The sequence below is a fragment of the Kitasatospora sp. NPDC101155 genome, from assembly GCF_044768305.1.
Taxonomy (GTDB): Bacteria; Actinomycetota; Actinomycetes; order Streptomycetales; family Streptomycetaceae; genus Kitasatospora.
This window is the reverse complement of the sequence record NZ_JBIWPN010000053.1, coordinates 1-15,201: the sequence shown is the minus strand read 5'-3', so window position 1 is coordinate 15,201 and position 15,201 is coordinate 1. Positions and strand designations below refer to the sequence as shown.

Here is a 15,201-nt window from a genome sequence, read left to right as displayed (position 1 = left end):
GCAGGGCCATTGTCCGGCGCAACTCGGTCGTCCTCAAACGGATTTACCGCGCCGAGGCGGGCCGCGGCGAGCGCGGCCGTCAGCGGAAGACGCCCGGCGGCGGGGCCGGGGACGGCGCGGCGGTGGCGTCGGTGGCGGGAACGGCCCCCGCGGTGAAGTCGCTGAGGGTGCGGCCGTGTTCGACGCGGCCGTGGGAGGAGTCGGAGGCGACGCGGCGGGTGAGGTCGGGGACGGGCAGGGGGGTGTGGGCGGCGGCGAGGATGAGGTTGCCGAAGCGCTTGCCACGCAGGACGGCGGGGTCGGCGACCAGGCAGAGTTCGGGGAAGACCGCGGCGAGGGTGGCGACCTGGGAGCGGGCGAAGGGCAGGGCGGCGCCGTCGGCGATGTTGGCGGCGTACCAGCCGCCGGGGGCGAGAGCGCGGGCGGCGAGCGTGGTGAACTCGACGGTGGTGCAGTGGGCCGGGGTCCGGGCGCCGGAGAAGACGTCGGTGATGACCAGGTCGACGCTGGCCTCGGGGGTGCGCTCCAGCACGCTGCGGGCGTCCGCGCCGCGCACCTTGATCTGCCAGCCGCGCTCCAACGGGAGTTCGGCGCGGACGAGTTCGGTGAGCTCGGTGTCGATCTCGGCGACCTGCTGGCGGGAGCGCGGCCGGGTGGCCGCCACGTAGCGGGCCAGGGTGAGGGCGCCGCCGCCCAGGTGCAGGACGGTCAGCGGACGGCCGGGCGGGGCGACCAGGTCGATCAGGTGGCCGAGCCGGCGCTGGTACTCGAAGCCGAGGTGGGTCGGGTCGGCGAGGTCGACCAGGGACTGCGGGGCACCGTCGATCAGCAGGGTCCAGGCGGCGGGACGGTCGCGGTCGGGACGCAGTTCGGCCAGGCCGGAGCCGACGGGACGGCTGAGCGGGCCCTGGGCGTGGGTGCGCCCGCCCGGCCCGGTGGTGGCTTCCGGCTCCGGGGTGCGCGCGGCTCTGCTGCTTCGTCCCATGCCGGCCATTATCGCCGCCGAGAGGGGACACCCACAGGTCAGGGGCGTGCTGTGGGGATCCGGCCGGAGGGTTTCGGGCCCGGCGGAATCCTCGCGGCACGCCCGCTAGAACGGGCCGAGGCCGCCCGCGGTGAGCGTGCAGGCGGCCTCGCAGAGGGCGGAGCGGAGCACCCAGGCGTCGGTGGGGCGGGCCGAGCGGCCGGCGCCGGAGGGCGGGATCACCCAGCGCGGGTCGGTGGCGCCGGGCACCAGGGCGCCGGCCGTACAGGAGCTGCCGGGCAGGTGCCAGGTCTCCCAGGTGCCGGCCGGAACGAGGAAGGAGACGGTGCTGCCGTTGCGGCTCTGGAGGACGGCTCCGCAGGCGCGGCGCAGCCGCAGGATGTCGACGGCCTCCAGGCCGTGCCGCAAGGCGACCGTCACGGTGTCGCAACCGGCGACCAGGGTGCCCTCCTCAGGGACGGCGGCGTCCCGGCGCAGGCCGCCGCAGGAGCCGCGGCCGCCGTCGACCGGGCCCCGGCCGGGGAACCGCTCGTCGGCGGGGTCGGGGAGCAGGGCGGGGGCGGCGCCGGCGAGCACACCCCCGACGACGGGTCGGTACTGCGGCAGTCCGGTGGCCATCATGGGCCCTCCTGTACCTCGTCGGGTCGGAAGCGCAGTCGCCCGTGGGTGGGGCGCCGGGGCGGGGACGGGCCGGGGGGACGGCCTGGGCTTCCACGTATCAGGACAACGCCGCGGTGGCACCCGAGGCCACGGGGCGCATTACAGCAAGGCATGGCATTTCATGGCGGATACCCCGCAAGAACGCCTGATTTGCCCCATATTGACGGCAGATGTCCCGCAAACCGACTGTGGCCGGCCGGTGACTCCGAGTACTCTCGGCGCCATGGCAGCCACCCCACCGGCCGAGCCGAACCGACCGTCCCCCAACACCGCGATGCGCGCACTGCGCGGCGACCGCTCACCCGGCGAGTTCGCCATGGCCGTCCGCCGGGCCGCCCGCGAGATCGGCGAGCACGTGTCCTGCGACGCCCGCTACGTCGGACGGGTCGAGTCCGGTGAGATCCGCTGCCCCAACTACGCCTACGAGCGGGTCTTCCGGCACATGTGGCCGGACCGCACGCTCACCGACCTCGGCTTCGCCCCCCGTACCACCGTCCGCCGCCGCCAGGCGGGGAGCGGCGGTGCGGCCGGGGCGCCCCCGCTCCACCCGCCGTTCCCGCCCCCGCCCGCCCCGCGCTCACCACTCTCCACCCAACTCCCGTACGCTGCCTCGCCGTACGCGGATCCAGCCGCGCCGGACGGGCCCCCGTGGCCGAGGGCCGGCGCGGTGCCCAGGGGGCCCGATGGATCGCCCTATCTCGACGAGGAGAACGACGACGTGCGTCGCCGTACGTTCCTGGCCGGCGGCTCGACCGCGCTGGTCACCGTGATCGGCATCGACCGACCGGCCACTGCCGCTCCCGCAGCCGGTGCCGGCTTCGGCCCGGCGGCCGGCCAAGGCGCCGTCCCCGGCGCCGCCCCCGGCGCGGAGTTCACCGCACCATCACTGCTCGGCCTGGACCCGGTGGTGCCCGGCCGCCCCGGGCCGGTACCGCCGCCGCGCAAGGTCGGCGCCGCCGAGGTGCTCGGCGTCGAACAGGCCGTCCGGGAGATCAGACTGGCCGACGACGCGCACGGCGCGGACGCCCTGTACGACCTCGCCGGACAGTCGCTGCGCACCGCCTACGTGCTGCTCAACGAGGGCGAGTACACCCCCGAGACGGAGCGCAGGCTCCAGGCCGGAGCGGGCGAACTCGCCATCTCCGTAGGATGGTTGGCACACGACTCAAACCGTCTCGCGGACGCCCGCTCGTTCTACGCCGAGGCGCTAGCCACCGCCCGGATGGCCGGGGACCCCGCCCTGGAGGCGCACGTCTTCTGCAACAGCGCCTTCCTCGCCCGGGACACCGGACGCCCCCGCGAGGCACTGCGTGCCGCGCAGGCCGGGCAGTCCGCCGCCCGGCAGTTGGACTCCGACCGGCTGCTCGCCCTGCTGGTCATGCGCGAGGCCGGCGCCTGGGCCGTGCTGCGGGACCGATCCTCCTGCGAACGCGCGATCAGCCGGGCGTACGCGCTGTTCGACCGGGGGCCGTCCGAGGGCGACCCGGAGTGGATGTCCTTCTTCGGTGAGGCGGAGTTCGTCGGCCTGCAGTCGCAGTGCTGGTCCGCGCTCGGCGACTGGGACCGCGCCAGCGAGCAGGCCGCGCTGGCCATAGCGCTGCAGGAGCCGCACTTCGTCCGCAACCGGGTGCTGTACACCGCCGAGCTGGCCCACGACCGGCTCGGCCGGGGGGACTTGGCGGGGGCGGCGCACCACGGCTCGGCCGCCGTCGCGCTGTTCGGCGAGGTCCGCTCGGCCCGGATCCGCAGCATGCTGGCGGACACCGCCGGCAGGCTGCGCCGGCACGCCTCGGTGCCCGAGGTCCGCTGCTTCCTGGCCGGGTACGACCAGGCCGCGGCGGCCTGAGCAGCCGCGGCCGGGCCGCCGACCGGAGTCAGTAGCCGGAGTTCAGCCCTTCCAGGTGGGACAGGTCGTTCCACACCTCCACCGCCGGGGCGCCGTACTCCCAGGACAGCACGCACAGCGCCGCCGTACCGAGCTTGAACCGCTGGGCGAACTCGGGCGGCAGGCCCAGCCAGCGGGCGGCCAGGATGCGTAGCACGTGGCCGTGCGCGAACAGGACGACGTCCCGATCGGCGCAGTGCATGACCGTGGTGTCCGAATCCGGGACGCCGTGCTCCTCGTGGAGGCCGGCGAGGAAGGCGTCCACCCGGGCGGCCACCTCGGAGAGCTTCTCGCCGCCGGGCACCCCGTCGCGCCAGATCAGCCAGCCGGGGTGGTCGGTGGCCCGGATGTCCGCGCCGGTGCGGCCCTCGTACTGGCCGTAGTCCCACTCCATGAGCTCCGGGCGCTCCACCGCGCGGTCGCCGAAGCCGGCCAGTTCGCAGGTCTCCTTGGCGCGGCCGAGCGGGCTGGTGTAGACGAGCGCGTCCGGCAGTCCGTTCCAGGGGGCCTTGGCGAGCCGGGCGCCGAGCGCCCGGGCCATCGCGCGGCCCTCCTCGGTCAGCGGGATGTCGGTGCGACCGGTGTGTTGGCCGGTGGCCGACCACTCGGTCTCACCGTGGCGGACCAGCACGATTCGGGCGGGCATGGGGGGCTCCTCGCAGCGGGGCGGTCAACGGTCGGTCTCACCCTTGAGCACCGGGCTCCATGATCCCCCACCCGGACGGCGACCACGATCGCGGGCCGTGGTGCCCGCCGGTTCCGGCCGGAACCGGCCGGTCCGCACCGCAGTGTCGGACCCGGATGCGACACTGAACGGCACCATGAACGTCTCGACGAACGTCCCGCTCAGCGGGCCCGCTGAGCCGCTCGCCCTGCGGCTCGCCGAGCTGCGCGGACCGGCCCCGCAGCGCAGTCTGAACGCCCGCGCCCTCGCCGCGCTCGCCACCAATCCGGGCTGTCATCGCCGCGCCGTGCTGGACGCGGCCGGGGTCGACAAGTCCGCGCTGGCCGCCCGGCTCGGCCGCCCCGCCCCCTTCGGCCAGTCCCCGTTCGCGATCGCCCGCGGCGTGATCTTCGAGTCCCGGCTCAAGGCGGACGACTACTCCGCGCTGCTGGAGCCGCTGCGCGCCCACCTCGGCGTCCCCGCGGACGATCGCGCCCCGCTGCTGGTGCCCGACCTGCTCCACCGCTCCGGCCCGGCCGTCCGCGCCGACCGGACGGCCGAGGCGCTGGCCCTGGCCGCCGCCGAGCCGGAGGCCTGGACGCTGCTGGACCACCCGATGCTGCGCCTGGAGGTGGCGGGCAGCACCGCCTATCTGGAGCCGGACGCGCTGGTGGTGCACGGCGGGCGGTGCACGGTGGTCGAGATCAAGTCCTTCCCGGTGCTGGACGGCAGCGCGGACCCGGCGAAGGTCGGCGCCGCCGCCCGCCAGGCCGCCGTGTACGTGCTGGCGCTCCAGCGGACCGCCGCCGCAGCCGCCGGGCAGGCGCCGACCGACGACCCGTACACCGAGCAGCGGCTGCCGGGCAGCCCCCGCACCAGCGTGCTGCTGGTCTGCCCGAAGGACTTCGGCAACCGGCCGACCGCGGTCGCCGTCGACGTCCGCCGTGAGCTGGCCGTCACCCGCCGCCAGCTGAGCCGGATGACCGGCATCGACCGGCTGCTGGACACCCTGCCACCGGGCACCGACTTCGACCTGGCCGCCGACCGGGACGGCGCCCCGGCCCGGACCTCCGAGCAGCTGACCGCCGCGGTCGAGTCGGTGCCCGCCGCGTACAGCCCGGACTGCCTCTCCTCCTGCGAACTCGGCTTCCACTGCCGTGCCCAGGCCCGCTGCGGCGACCAGGTCGAGCAGCTCGGCCGGGGCGTGCGCGGCGAGCTGGGCAGCATCCGCACGGTCACCGAGGCACTGGCCGCCGCCTCCGGCTCGAACGACGGCGGCACGGACAGCGGCGGCACGGACGACGACGGCGACGCCGTGGACGACGCGGCCGAGCGCCTGGCCTACGCGGCCGCCCTGCGCGCGGAAGCACTGGGTGTGGGCGCATGAGCGGGCGATGGGGGTGCCCCCGCCCGAAGGCTGGGGGAGGGCGAATCGTCGAGAGGTGCACGGACGCATGAGCTTGTTGACCACCCTCGCCCGGCTGGAGGCCGTCCGCAGTGGGCGGGCCGAACCGCTGGCCACCGTCCGGCACCGGCACCTGTCCGAGCGCCCGATGGTGCTGATCCCGCTGACCGCCGCCGGTGAGTCCGGCGCGCCGCTGGCCGTGATGCTGGGCACCGACCGGGACGCGCCCCGGCTGCACCTGGTGCCGCAGCCACTCAACCGCACCCTGCGCTTCGACTTCCTGGCCGAGCTGGCCGCCGACCTGCTGCCGTACCTGGAGTCCTTCGCCGACGACGTCGAGCAGATCGAGGGCTCCGAGAAGGACCCGGAGACCGGCGAGAAGACCCAGGTCTTCCGCGAGCTGTGCTCCGACGCGCCGCAGCTGATCGTGCCCAACGGCGCCGGCGTGCACCACCTCGCCCTGATCGGCCGCTCCACCCGGTTCCGCCGCACCGTCGAGGACGCCGAGCCCGGCCCCTACCCGGCGCCGCTGCGGGTGCCGCTGCTCGGCCGCTGGCTGACCCATCTGACCGACCGCGCCCAGGTGCCCGGCTCCAGCCTGCTGCTGCCGATGACCGGCCTGCTCGCCCGGCACTGGGCCACCGGACAGAGCCACCTGGAGGACCAGCACCTGGCCGCCCGGCTGGCCTGGCACGACCCGCCGCCGGGCCTGACCGGCGCGCGGGCGGCCGAGCTGGCCGAGAGCGGCCGGGACGAGCACGGCCAGCTGCTGCACCCGCCGGCCGGTCCGGCCACCGACCCGCGCTTCGACGAGTTCGTGCTCGCCCCGGCGATCGCCCGCTACGACACCGCCACCACTGCCCTACGACACAGCGCCGAGCAGCGGGACGAGGCCGCCGCTGAGCGCGCCCGGGCGGCCGTCCGCTCGGCGGTCGACCAGCTGACGGAGGTGCTGACCGCCGTCCTGCTGCCCACCTGGCGGGACGTCTGGCGGGGCCTGGACCTGCTGCGCGCCCTGCCGCCGGCCGGCCACCTGGAGGAGCGCTGGACCGGCGACCGCTGGTCCTACACCGGCCACCGGGACCGCCTCGCGGCCGGCGAGCCCCCGCAGCCCCGGCAGGACGACGCCGTCACCGCCGCCCGCAAGCTCGCCCAGCGCGAGCGCGAGCAGGCCCGCCTCGACGTCCAGGAGTCGCTGGACGACCCGCTGGCGATGGCCGAACACCGGCTGTCCGGCGAGGCGTTCAGCGGGATGGTGACCGAGGTGGTACCGGACTGGGACACCACCGGCCGCTCCCCCAAGCCCCGCCCGCTGCTCACCCTGCGCACCGCCGACCGCCCGCACGCGGACCTCGGCCGGGAGGTGCACCGGGTGCACGGCCCGTCGGCGCAGAAGGCCGAGATCGTCGCGGTCGAGCCCGCCGAGGGCACCATCACCCTGCGGGTGCTGTCCGGCATGGGCCGCAAGAAGGAACCGGAGCCGGGCAGCCTGCCCGAGCCCGGCGAGCCGGTCACCTTCACCCTGTTCGAGTTGACGGTCCGCCAGTCCGCGCCACTGCCCGAGCCGGACGACACCCCGTGGACCCACGGCGGCCCGCCCGGCGCCGCGCCCGTAGCCGCCCCGTCCGCCTCCGAGGAGTGGGAGTGATGGCCGAACCGGCCCCCGAGCCGACCCCCGGAGCCGCGGTGAGCCCCGGAGCCGAGTCGAACCCCGAGCAGTCCCCGGGCGCGGCCGCCGACGCCGCCGTGGCCCGCATCCTGACGGCCACCGTCCACCCGCCCGCCGGCGCCCCGCGCGGTGTGGTGGTGGACTCCCCGCCCGGCGCCGGGAAGTCCACCCTGGTGGTGCGGGCCGCCCGGGAGCTGGTGGCGGCCGGCGAACGGTTGATGATCGTCGCCCAGACCAACGGGCAGGTGGACGACCTGGTCGGCCGACTGGCCGAGAAGGCCCCGGAGTTGACGATCGGCCGGTTGCACGCGGCGGACTCCAGGCCCGGCCCGGAGGTGCTCAGGCACGCCAACGTCACGCCCTCCGACAAGGTCGCCGACCTGGTCGAGCAGGACGTGGTGATCTCCACGTCCGCCAAGTGGCAGTGGGTCCGGGCCGAGGCGCCGTGGCGGCACGCGATCGTCGACGAGGCGTACCAGATGCGCTCGGACGCCCTGCTCGCGGTGGCCCGGCTGTTCGAGCGGGCGCTGTTCGTCGGCGATCCGGGCCAGCTGGACCCGTTCACCGTGGTCGGCACCGAGCAGTGGGCGGGCCTGTCCTACGACCCGTCCAGCAGCGCCGTGGTCACCATGCTGGCGCACAACCCGCAGATCGAGCCGCACCGGCTGCCGGTCTCCTGGCGGCTGCCCGCCAGCGCGGCGCCGCTGATCTCGCGGGCGTTCTACCCGTACACGCCGTTCCGTTCCGGCACCGGCCCGGACGACCGCCGGCTGACCGCCACGGTCCGCCCCGACGGCTCGGCGCTGGACGCCGTGATCGACCGGGCGGCCGAGCACGGCTGGGCACTGCTGGAACTGCCCGCCCGGCACACCGTACGGACCGACCCGCAGGCGGTGGCGGCCGTGGCGGCCACCGTCCGGCGGCTGCTGGAGCGCGGCCTGACCGCCCACTCCGAGCAGGGCGAGGCCCCGCTCACCGCGGACCGGATCGCCGTCGGCACCGCCCACCGGGACCAGGCGGCGGCAGTGCGGGCGGCCCTGCTCAGGGCGGGCGTGCCGGTGGACGGCGCGGCCGGTCCGGCCGTCACCGTGGACACCGCCAACCGGCTCCAGGGCCGGGAGTACGACGTCACGGTGGTGCTGCACCCGCTCTCCGGACGCCCGGACGCGACCGCCTTCCACCTGGAGACCGGCCGGCTCTGCGTGCTCGCCTCCCGGCACCGGCACGCCTGCATCGTGGTGGCCCGGGCCGGGATCGCCGAGCTGTTGGACGAACACCCGTCCACCGAGCCGGTCCAGTTGGGCGTCCCGGTGGCCTTCCCGGACGGCTGGGAGGCCAACCACCAGGTCCTCCAGCACCTCAGCGGCCACCGGGTCCACCTGCGGTAGCTCGTCAGTCCTCGGTCTCGCACACCGCGAAGGCCACCACCGAGCCGCGCTCCGCCTGGGCGCTCCAGCCGGCCGCGTCGGCGGTCGGCCCGTTGGTGCGCACCGGGCCGGCCGCATCGGGCTGGAGCCGGTAGCCGCCGCCGGTCAGATGGGTGCCGGCCGGGCAGGTCGCGGTCGAGACGCCGCCGGGGGCGCTGGGCGGGCCGGTGACCACTTTCGCCGTCTCGGCGGCGAAGGCGGGCGCCACCGGGGTCCCCGGTAGGGCCGGGGCGAGGACGGCGGCGGCGAACAGGACGGAGGCGGACAGGGCTTTCGGTGCGCGCATGGGGTACTCCCGATTCGGTGGGCGACTCCTGTGCCGGGAACAACCGGTTCGCATGCGATCCGGATACGCGGCGGATGCGCGGCGCCCGAGGTACGCCCCCGGCGCGCGCGGGGGAATAGCGCCCGCACGCGCACCGTTCCGTTACCGGCCGCCGCCGCGAGACAATGGACGACGGCCACAACCGAGCGGTGCGGCCCGCAGCAGACCGCCCGCCCCCTCCCCCCGAGACCCCGGAGGTGTCCGTCCATGCCCGACTCCCCCGCCGAGGCGCCCGAGCCCACCCGGCGCAAGCGCCCCGCGCAGCTGCTGTTCGAGCCGCAGTCCGCCGAACCGGAGCCGGAACGTTTCTTCGACCTGGAGTCCATCGACGACCCCGCGGAGCTGCTGCGCCGCTCCACCGAACTGGCCCTGGCCTTCCGGGCGGCCGCCGAGCGGGCCACCGACTTCCAGGCGGTCGCCGCCGCGCAGCTGGCCGACCCGCGCCGGTTCGACGCGCTGTCGAACACCGAGATCGCCGAGCGGGCGGACTGGACCCCCGACTACGCCGACAAGATGATCGAGTACGGCCGCGACCTGCTCCAGCCGCGACGCCACGAGGACTGACCGGCTGACCCCTGGCATATGCCAGAAGCGGAAGGGTACGCGGCGCCCCGCGACCCTGTCCGGCAAACGGCGCTTTCCGCCACACCGGGGCCGCGCACGGCACAGGCTGCTGGGCGTGGACATCTGGACGTATCAGTCGGTGGAGTACCTCACCGTGGCCGGAGAGGCCTGGCTCGCCTCCGCCAGCGAGTACCCGCGCAGCATGCGCGCCCTCTGGGAGTCCCGTCCGTGGGCGCCCTCGGTACTGCCCTGCGGACGGGCCTTCGACGTGATCAGCATGCCGTCGCTGTTCGGCCGCCGGGTGCTGGACGAGCTGCGGGCCTCCGGCCCGGGCTGCGGACCGGTCGCGAGCTACCGGGGGCGCATCCTGCTGTTCGTCCGGCCCGGCGCGGCACCCCGGCTGCGTCGACTGCTGGCCTGGGAGGAGTGGGCCCGGGACGTGCCGCCACTGCTGTGCCACGGCAGGGGCGACGCGGTGACCGTGCCGCCGCTCCAGCGGATGGTGCACGGCCCGGAGTCCTCCGGCCGGGGCTCCGGTCGCTGGATCGTCGCCCCGGAGGAGCGGGAGCCCTGGCTGCCCGGCGCCTCGGTGGTCCTCTGGGCCTGCGTACGGGCGGCGCGCGAGCCAGGCGCGCCCGCCCCGGCGGAGCCCGCCGTCGTGACCGGAGGGTGAACGGAGAGCGACCGGTATTCGATTTTGGCTCGGCCGCCGGCCGCTGCTAGAGTCTTCTCTGTCAGCAGGCGCCGCTAGCTCAGTTGGTTAGAGCAGCTGACTCTTAATCAGCGGGTCCGGGGTTCGAGTCCCTGGCGGCGCACAGACAGCCGGAGGGCCCCTTGCGAAAGCAAGGGGCCCTCCGGCGTTTCCCGTCGCAAGACGTTTCCGGTGCATCCGACGCGTCCGGTGCGTCCGTGCGTCCGGCGCGAGAGCCGGCGGGCCGGGCCGCCCGCCGGAGCGGACGGCCCGGCCGGGGCTCAGCGGCCGCGCAGCGCGCGGTAGCGGGCGACCAGCGCCGCGGTGGAGCTGTCCAGCTGCTCGCCGCCCTCGCCGGTGAGCAGCACCGGCTCGATCCGCTTGGCGAGCACCTTGCCCAGCTCGACGCCCCACTGGTCGAAGGAGTCGATGTTCCAGATCGCGCCCTGGACGAACACCTTGTGCTCGTACAGCGCGACCAGCTGGCCGAGCACGGACGGGGTCAGCTCACCGGCCAGGATGGTGGTGGTCGGGTGGTTGCCCCGGAAGGTCTTGTGCGGGACCAGCTCGGCCGGCACGCCCTCGGCGGCGACCTCCTCCGGGGTCTTGCCGAAGGCCAGCGCCTGGGTCTGGGCGAAGAAGTTGGCCAGCAGCAGGTCGTGCTGGGCGACCAGGCCCGGCAGCAGGTCGGCGACCGGCCGGGCGAAGCCGATGAAGTCGGCCGGGATCACCTTGGTGCCCTGGTGGAGCAGCTGGTAGTAGGCGTGCTGACCGTTGGTGCCGGGGGTGCCCCAGACCACCGGGCCGGTCTGCCAGTTGACCTCGGTGCCGTCGCGGGTCACCGACTTGCCGTTGGACTCCATGTCCAGCTGCTGCAGGTAGGCGGTGAACTTGGACAGGTAGTGCGAGTACGGCAGCACCGCGTGCGCCTGGGCGTCGAAGAACGCGCCGTACCAGACCCCGAGCAGACCGAGCAGCAGCGGGACGTTCTGTTCCGCCGGGGCGGTGCGGAAGTGCTCGTCGACCAGGTGGAAGCCGTCCAGCATCTCGCGGAAGGCGTCCGGGCCGATGGCGATCATCAGCGAGAGGCCGATCGCCGAGTCGTAGGAGTAGCGGCCGCCGACCCAGTCCCAGAACTCGAACATGTTGGCGGTGTCGATGCCGAAGTCCTGCACGCCCTGGGCGTTGGTGGACAGCGCCACGAAGTGCTTGGCCACCGCCTCGGTGCCGGCGCCCAGGCCGGTGAGCAGCCAGTCGCGGGCGGAGATCGCGTTGGTGATGGTCTCGATGGTGGTGAAGGTCTTCGAGGCCACGATGAACAGCGTCTCGGCCGGGTCGAGGTCGCGGACCGCCTCGTGCAGGTCGGCGCCGTCCACGTTGGAGACGAAGCGGACGTCCAGGTCGCGCTTGGCGTACGAGCGGAGCACCTCGTAGGCCATCGCGGGGCCGAGGTCGGAGCCGCCGATGCCGATGTTGACGACGGCGCGGATCGGCTTGCCGGTGTGGCCCTTCCACTCGCCGCTGCGGACCCGGTCGGCGAAGGCGGCCATCTTGTCCAGGACGGCGTGCACGCCGGGGACGACGTTGACGCCGTCGACCTCGACGACGGCGTCCCGCGGGGCGCGCAGCGCGGTGTGCAGGACGGCGCGCTGCTCGGTGTTGTTGATCTTCTCGCCGCGGAACATGGCGTCCCGCAGCTCGGCGACGCCGGTGGCGGCGGCGAGCTCGCGCAGCAGCTCCAGCGTCTCGTCGGTGACCAGCTGCTTGGCGTAGTCCACGTGCAGGTCGCCGACCTGCAGGGTGTAGCGGCTGCCGCGCTCCGGGTCGGCGGCGAACAGCTCGCGCAGGTGGGTCTCGCCGAGCTCGTCCCGGTGCTTGGCCAGGGCGGCCCACTGCGGGGTGCGGTCGAGCGGGGTGCGGGCGTCGGCGCGGGTCTCCGACATCGGTGGGTCCTCGATTCATCTGGGTGCAGAAACCGGCAGGGCCAGGCGTGAGGGTTCCTCGCGAGGTCGTGCGGGTACTGGTGGTGCGCCGACTCCGTTGACGGCCTGCCCGGGATCAGCCTATGCAACCCCGGGGGCCGTCGCGCACATTCCGCCCGGCGCGCGCGGACTGCCCGTCACTTCCGTTCCGTCCTCAGGTCCAGCCCGCGCAGCACCTGGTCGACCAGCTCCGGGTCGGCCCCGAGTTCGCTGCGGGCGACGAGCATCTCGCGCCGGGAGGCGGCGATCATCTCCTGTTCGACGTCCCGGGCGGCCCGCCACTGGGCGAGGCGCAGCTTGGCCTCGGCGGCGTCCTCCTCGGCGTACTCCTCCGGACAGAGCCGGGCCAGCCGGTCGTGCTGACGGTCCCGCAGCCGGTCGGCGACCTCGGCGGGCAGCTTGTCCTGGTCCTCCAGTTCGCCGAGCCGGCTGAGCCCGGCCTTGGCGGCCCGCCACCAGAGCTGACGCACGGCCTGCTCGTGCTTGTCCTGGTCGATGTCCAGCTCCAGCCGCTTGGCCAGCCAGGGCAGGCTCAGGCCCTGGACCAGCAGGGTGAACAGCACCACGCTGAAGGCGATGAAGACCAGCCGGCCGCGCTCGGGGAAGTCCGCGCCGGAGTGCAGGGTGAGCGGGATGGCGAGGGCCAGGGCGACGGTGGCCACGCCGCGCATGCCGGACCACCAGAGGATCACGCTCTCCTTCCAGCTGAACGGGGTGTCCTCGTCGTCGCCGCGGCGCAGCTTCCGGGACACCCAGCCGGCCGGCAGCAGCCAGAGCAGCCGCACCACCACGACCACCGCGATGACCACGGCGGCGTCGCCGATGAAGCCGGTCCAGCCCTTGCCGGCCTCCTTGAGCACCGTGGCCAGCTCCAGGCCGATCAGGCCGAAGGCGACGCCGGTGATCAGGATCTCGACGACCTCCCAGAAGGCGTTGCCGACCAGCCGGTAGGACACGGCGTCGGCGTCGGAGGCCCGTTCGGCGAGGTAGAGCGCGCAGACCACGACGGCGAGCACGCCGGAGCCGTGGATCTCCTCGGCGAGGGCGTAGGCGGCGAAGGGCACCAGCAGGTTGAGCGCGACCTGCTGGGTCGGGTCGTCCAGGCGTTCGGCGAGCTTGGCGTTCATCCAGCCGAGGGCGGCGCCGACGACCACGGCGAGCACGGCGGACAGGACGAAGCGCAGCGCCGCGTTGCCGACCGAGAAGTCGCCGCTGACCATGGCCTCGATGGCCAGTGAGTAGATGACGATCGCGGTGACGTCGTTGAACAGGCCCTCGCTCTCCAGGATCGCCACCAGGCGCCGGGGCAGGCCGACACTGCCGGCCACCGCGACGGCGGCGACCGGGTCGGGCGGGGAGACCAGCGCACCCACCGCGATGGCGGCGGCCAGCGGCAGCGTCGGCAGCAGCCAGTGCACCGTGCCGGCGACCGCGATCGTGGTGACCACGACGAGGGCGACGGCCAGCAGCAGGATCGAGCGGATGTTGGCCTTGAAGTAGCGGACCGAGGAGCGCCGGGCGACGGCGAAGATCAGCGGCGGCAGGACCAGCGGGAGGATCAGCTCGGGTTCGAGCGAGACGTCCGGGATCTGCGGGACGAGCGCCATCGCGATGCCGAGCAGGGTCATCAGGACCGGTTGCGGCACCCCCGTCCTGCGGGCGAGTGGCATGGTCACCACGGAAGCGAGCAGCACCAGGAAGAACAGGGGCAGCTGGCCCACGGGGCGGTTCCTCTCGACGGCGGACGGCTGAGCGCCGACCAGGATAAATCTGACAATGCGCCCATACGTGAAGGCGCGCCGAACGGTGGCTTGACCTCAAGCGGACTTCATGTTCGAAGATCGGGGACGTTCGAACGGCGAGCTGACGAGAGGAGTGTCCCCATGAAGGCGGTCACCGTGGTGCGGTCCGGCGGTCCCGAGGTCCTGCGGGTCACCCGGGTGCCCGACCCGGAGCCCGGACCGGGCGAGGTCCGGGTGCGGGTCCACGCCGCCGGGGTGCAACCGGTGGACCTCGCGATCCGGGAGGGGTTCCGGCCGCCGGGGCTGGCGGTCGAGCCGCCGTTCACGCTCGGCAACGAGTTCGCCGGGGTGGTGGACCGGCTGGGCCCGGGCACCGGGGGCTGGCGGGTCGGCGACGAGGTGCTGGGCTTCCGGGTGCTGGACTGCCAGGCCGAGCTGGTCACGGTGGACGCCGCCCAGCTGGTGGCCAAGCCCGCCGCGATGCCCTGGGAGCAGGCCGGCTCGCTCTCCGCCTCCGGCCAGACCGCGCACATGGCGCTCGCCCAGCTCGGGGTCGGCCCCGGCGACACCCTGCTGGTGCACGGCGCCTCCGGCGGGGTCGGCACCGTCGCCGTCCAGCTCGCCCGGGCCTGGGGCGCCACCGTCATCGGCACCGCGAGCGAGCGCAACCACGAGTACCTGCGCGAGCTGGGCGCGATCCCGGTCGTGTACGGCGAGGGGCTGGTCGAGCGGGTCCGGGCGGCGGCGCCGCAGGGGGTGACCGCGGCCTTCGACGCGGCCGGACGGGGCGCGCTGGCGGCCTCGGTCGAACTGGTCGCCGACAAGGACCGGATCGGCACCGTGGTCGATCACCCGGAGGCCGAGCGGCTGGGCGTGCGGGGGCTGCGGGCGCCGCGGACGGCCGAGCGGCTGGCCGAACTGGTGCGGCTGTGGGAGGCGGGCGGGCTGCGGCTGGAGGTCGCCGAGGCACTGCCGCTGGAGAAGGCCGCGCAGGCCCACCGGCTGGTCGCCACCGGGCACGTCCGGGGCAAGGTGGTACTGACCGCCTGAGCGGGCGGGGGCCGTCCGGGCCGATTGTGTGTTTCGGCCGCTGACCAGGTAATGTTCTCCACGTCAGCAAGCGCCGCTAGCTCAGTTGGTTAGAGCAGCTGACTCTTAATCAGCGGGTCCGGGGTTCGAGTCCCTGGCGGCGCACAGACAGC

13 protein-coding genes and 2 tRNA genes are annotated in these 15,201 nt (G+C 74.6%); 9 read left to right on the top strand and 6 right to left on the bottom strand.

The window, feature by feature from the left end; genetic code table 11:
* Positions 1 to 79 precede the first annotated feature (79 nt).
* Together ACIRYZ_RS39595 and ACIRYZ_RS39590 are read right to left on the bottom strand one after the other, a co-directional pair.
* Positions 80 to 985: a spermidine synthase gene (locus ACIRYZ_RS39595; protein ID WP_402953500.1), complete on the bottom strand. Its 906-nt coding sequence runs from the start codon at positions 983 to 985 to the stop codon at positions 80 to 82.
* A 105-nt stretch (positions 986 to 1,090) separates the two neighbouring features.
* Positions 1,091 to 1,606 (bottom strand): hypothetical protein, encoded by a 516-nt coding sequence (locus ACIRYZ_RS39590; protein WP_402953499.1) that lies wholly within the window; start codon positions 1,604 to 1,606, stop codon positions 1,091 to 1,093.
* Between the two features lie 262 nt (positions 1,607 to 1,868).
* On the opposite strand from ACIRYZ_RS39590, the gene ACIRYZ_RS39585 reads away from it, so the two are divergent.
* Positions 1,869 to 3,491, top strand: a complete 1,623-nt coding sequence (locus ACIRYZ_RS39585) for a tetratricopeptide repeat protein (protein ID WP_402953498.1) — start codon at positions 1,869 to 1,871, stop codon at positions 3,489 to 3,491.
* A gap of 28 nt (positions 3,492 to 3,519) precedes the next feature.
* Here ACIRYZ_RS39585 and ACIRYZ_RS39580 read toward each other — a convergent pair whose 3' ends face one another.
* The gene (locus ACIRYZ_RS39580; protein ID WP_402953497.1) at positions 3,520 to 4,176 is read right to left on the bottom strand and encodes a histidine phosphatase family protein; all 657 of its coding nucleotides are present in this window, start codon (positions 4,174 to 4,176) and stop codon (positions 3,520 to 3,522) included.
* 175 nt (positions 4,177 to 4,351) lie between these two features.
* Here ACIRYZ_RS39580 and ACIRYZ_RS39575 point away from each other — a divergent pair, with 175 nt between their 5' ends.
* The 3 genes from ACIRYZ_RS39575 (at position 4,352) to ACIRYZ_RS39565 (ending at position 8,656) form a co-directional block, all read left to right on the top strand.
* Complete coding sequence (locus tag ACIRYZ_RS39575; protein WP_402953496.1) at positions 4,352 to 5,581, top strand: hypothetical protein; 1,230 nt, start codon at positions 4,352 to 4,354, stop codon at positions 5,579 to 5,581.
* A 67-nt stretch (positions 5,582 to 5,648) separates the two neighbouring features.
* On the top strand, positions 5,649 to 7,247 hold the full coding sequence (locus ACIRYZ_RS39570) for a hypothetical protein (protein ID WP_402953495.1): 1,599 nt from the start codon (positions 5,649 to 5,651) through the stop codon (positions 7,245 to 7,247).
* Entirely contained in the window at positions 7,247 to 8,656 is a 1,410-nt protein-coding gene (locus ACIRYZ_RS39565) for an AAA family ATPase (RefSeq protein WP_402953494.1), read from the top strand. Before ACIRYZ_RS39570 ends, ACIRYZ_RS39565 begins: the two co-directional genes overlap by 1 nt.
* 4 nt (positions 8,657 to 8,660) lie before the next feature.
* Here ACIRYZ_RS39565 and ACIRYZ_RS39560 read toward each other — a convergent pair whose 3' ends face one another.
* Entirely contained in the window at positions 8,661 to 8,981 is a 321-nt protein-coding gene (locus ACIRYZ_RS39560) for a hypothetical protein (RefSeq protein ID WP_402953493.1), read from the bottom strand.
* A 246-nt stretch (positions 8,982 to 9,227) separates the two neighbouring features.
* Here ACIRYZ_RS39560 and ACIRYZ_RS39555 point away from each other — a divergent pair, with 246 nt between their 5' ends.
* From ACIRYZ_RS39555 to ACIRYZ_RS39545, 3 genes are all read left to right on the top strand, one after another.
* Complete coding sequence (locus ACIRYZ_RS39555) at positions 9,228 to 9,584, top strand: hypothetical protein (protein ID WP_402953492.1); 357 nt, start codon at positions 9,228 to 9,230, stop codon at positions 9,582 to 9,584.
* A gap of 115 nt (positions 9,585 to 9,699) precedes the next feature.
* Positions 9,700 to 10,257: a bifunctional DNA primase/polymerase gene (locus ACIRYZ_RS39550; protein WP_393036890.1), complete on the top strand. Its 558-nt coding sequence runs from the start codon at positions 9,700 to 9,702 to the stop codon at positions 10,255 to 10,257.
* 68 nt (positions 10,258 to 10,325) lie between these two features.
* Positions 10,326 to 10,399 (top strand) — tRNA-Lys (locus ACIRYZ_RS39545).
* A 157-nt stretch (positions 10,400 to 10,556) separates the two neighbouring features.
* Here ACIRYZ_RS39545 and pgi read toward each other — a convergent pair.
* Together pgi and ACIRYZ_RS39535 are read right to left on the bottom strand one after the other, a co-directional pair.
* Entirely contained in the window at positions 10,557 to 12,218 is a 1,662-nt protein-coding gene (gene pgi, locus ACIRYZ_RS39540) for a glucose-6-phosphate isomerase (protein WP_402953491.1), read from the bottom strand.
* A gap of 176 nt (positions 12,219 to 12,394) precedes the next feature.
* Positions 12,395 to 13,978, bottom strand: a complete 1,584-nt coding sequence (locus ACIRYZ_RS39535) for a Na+/H+ antiporter (RefSeq protein WP_402953490.1) — start codon at positions 13,976 to 13,978, stop codon at positions 12,395 to 12,397.
* 162 nt (positions 13,979 to 14,140) lie between these two features.
* Here ACIRYZ_RS39535 and ACIRYZ_RS39530 point away from each other — a divergent pair, with 162 nt between their 5' ends.
* Both ACIRYZ_RS39530 and ACIRYZ_RS39525 read left to right on the top strand, forming a co-directional pair.
* The gene (locus ACIRYZ_RS39530; RefSeq protein WP_402953489.1) at positions 14,141 to 15,049 is read left to right on the top strand and encodes an NADP-dependent oxidoreductase; all 909 of its coding nucleotides are present in this window, start codon (positions 14,141 to 14,143) and stop codon (positions 15,047 to 15,049) included.
* A gap of 70 nt (positions 15,050 to 15,119) precedes the next feature.
* Positions 15,120 to 15,193: transfer RNA gene (locus ACIRYZ_RS39525), tRNA-Lys, on the top strand.
* Positions 15,194 to 15,201 lie beyond the last annotated feature (8 nt).

What these genes read in the sequence shown, in the direction of transcription:
- ACIRYZ_RS39595 (WP_402953500.1), bottom strand. Translation starts at nt 985, where the DNA reads ATGGGACGAAGCAGCAGAGCCGCGCGCACCCCGGAGCCGGAAGCCACC.
- ACIRYZ_RS39590 (WP_402953499.1), bottom strand. Translation starts at nt 1,606, where the DNA reads ATGATGGCCACCGGACTGCCGCAGTACCGACCCGTCGTCGGGGGTGTG.
- ACIRYZ_RS39585 (WP_402953498.1), top strand. Translation starts at nt 1,869, where the DNA reads ATGGCAGCCACCCCACCGGCCGAGCCGAACCGACCGTCCCCCAACACC.
- ACIRYZ_RS39580 (WP_402953497.1), bottom strand. Translation starts at nt 4,176, where the DNA reads ATGCCCGCCCGAATCGTGCTGGTCCGCCACGGTGAGACCGAGTGGTCG.
- ACIRYZ_RS39575 (WP_402953496.1), top strand. Translation starts at nt 4,352, where the DNA reads ATGAACGTCTCGACGAACGTCCCGCTCAGCGGGCCCGCTGAGCCGCTC.
- ACIRYZ_RS39570 (WP_402953495.1), top strand. Translation starts at nt 5,649, where the DNA reads ATGAGCTTGTTGACCACCCTCGCCCGGCTGGAGGCCGTCCGCAGTGGG.
- ACIRYZ_RS39565 (WP_402953494.1), top strand. Translation starts at nt 7,247, where the DNA reads ATGGCCGAACCGGCCCCCGAGCCGACCCCCGGAGCCGCGGTGAGCCCC.
- ACIRYZ_RS39560 (WP_402953493.1), bottom strand. Translation starts at nt 8,981, where the DNA reads ATGCGCGCACCGAAAGCCCTGTCCGCCTCCGTCCTGTTCGCCGCCGCC.
- ACIRYZ_RS39555 (WP_402953492.1), top strand. Translation starts at nt 9,228, where the DNA reads ATGCCCGACTCCCCCGCCGAGGCGCCCGAGCCCACCCGGCGCAAGCGC.
- pgi (WP_402953491.1), bottom strand. Translation starts at nt 12,218, where the DNA reads ATGTCGGAGACCCGCGCCGACGCCCGCACCCCGCTCGACCGCACCCCG.
- ACIRYZ_RS39530 (WP_402953489.1), top strand. Translation starts at nt 14,141, where the DNA reads ATGAAGGCGGTCACCGTGGTGCGGTCCGGCGGTCCCGAGGTCCTGCGG.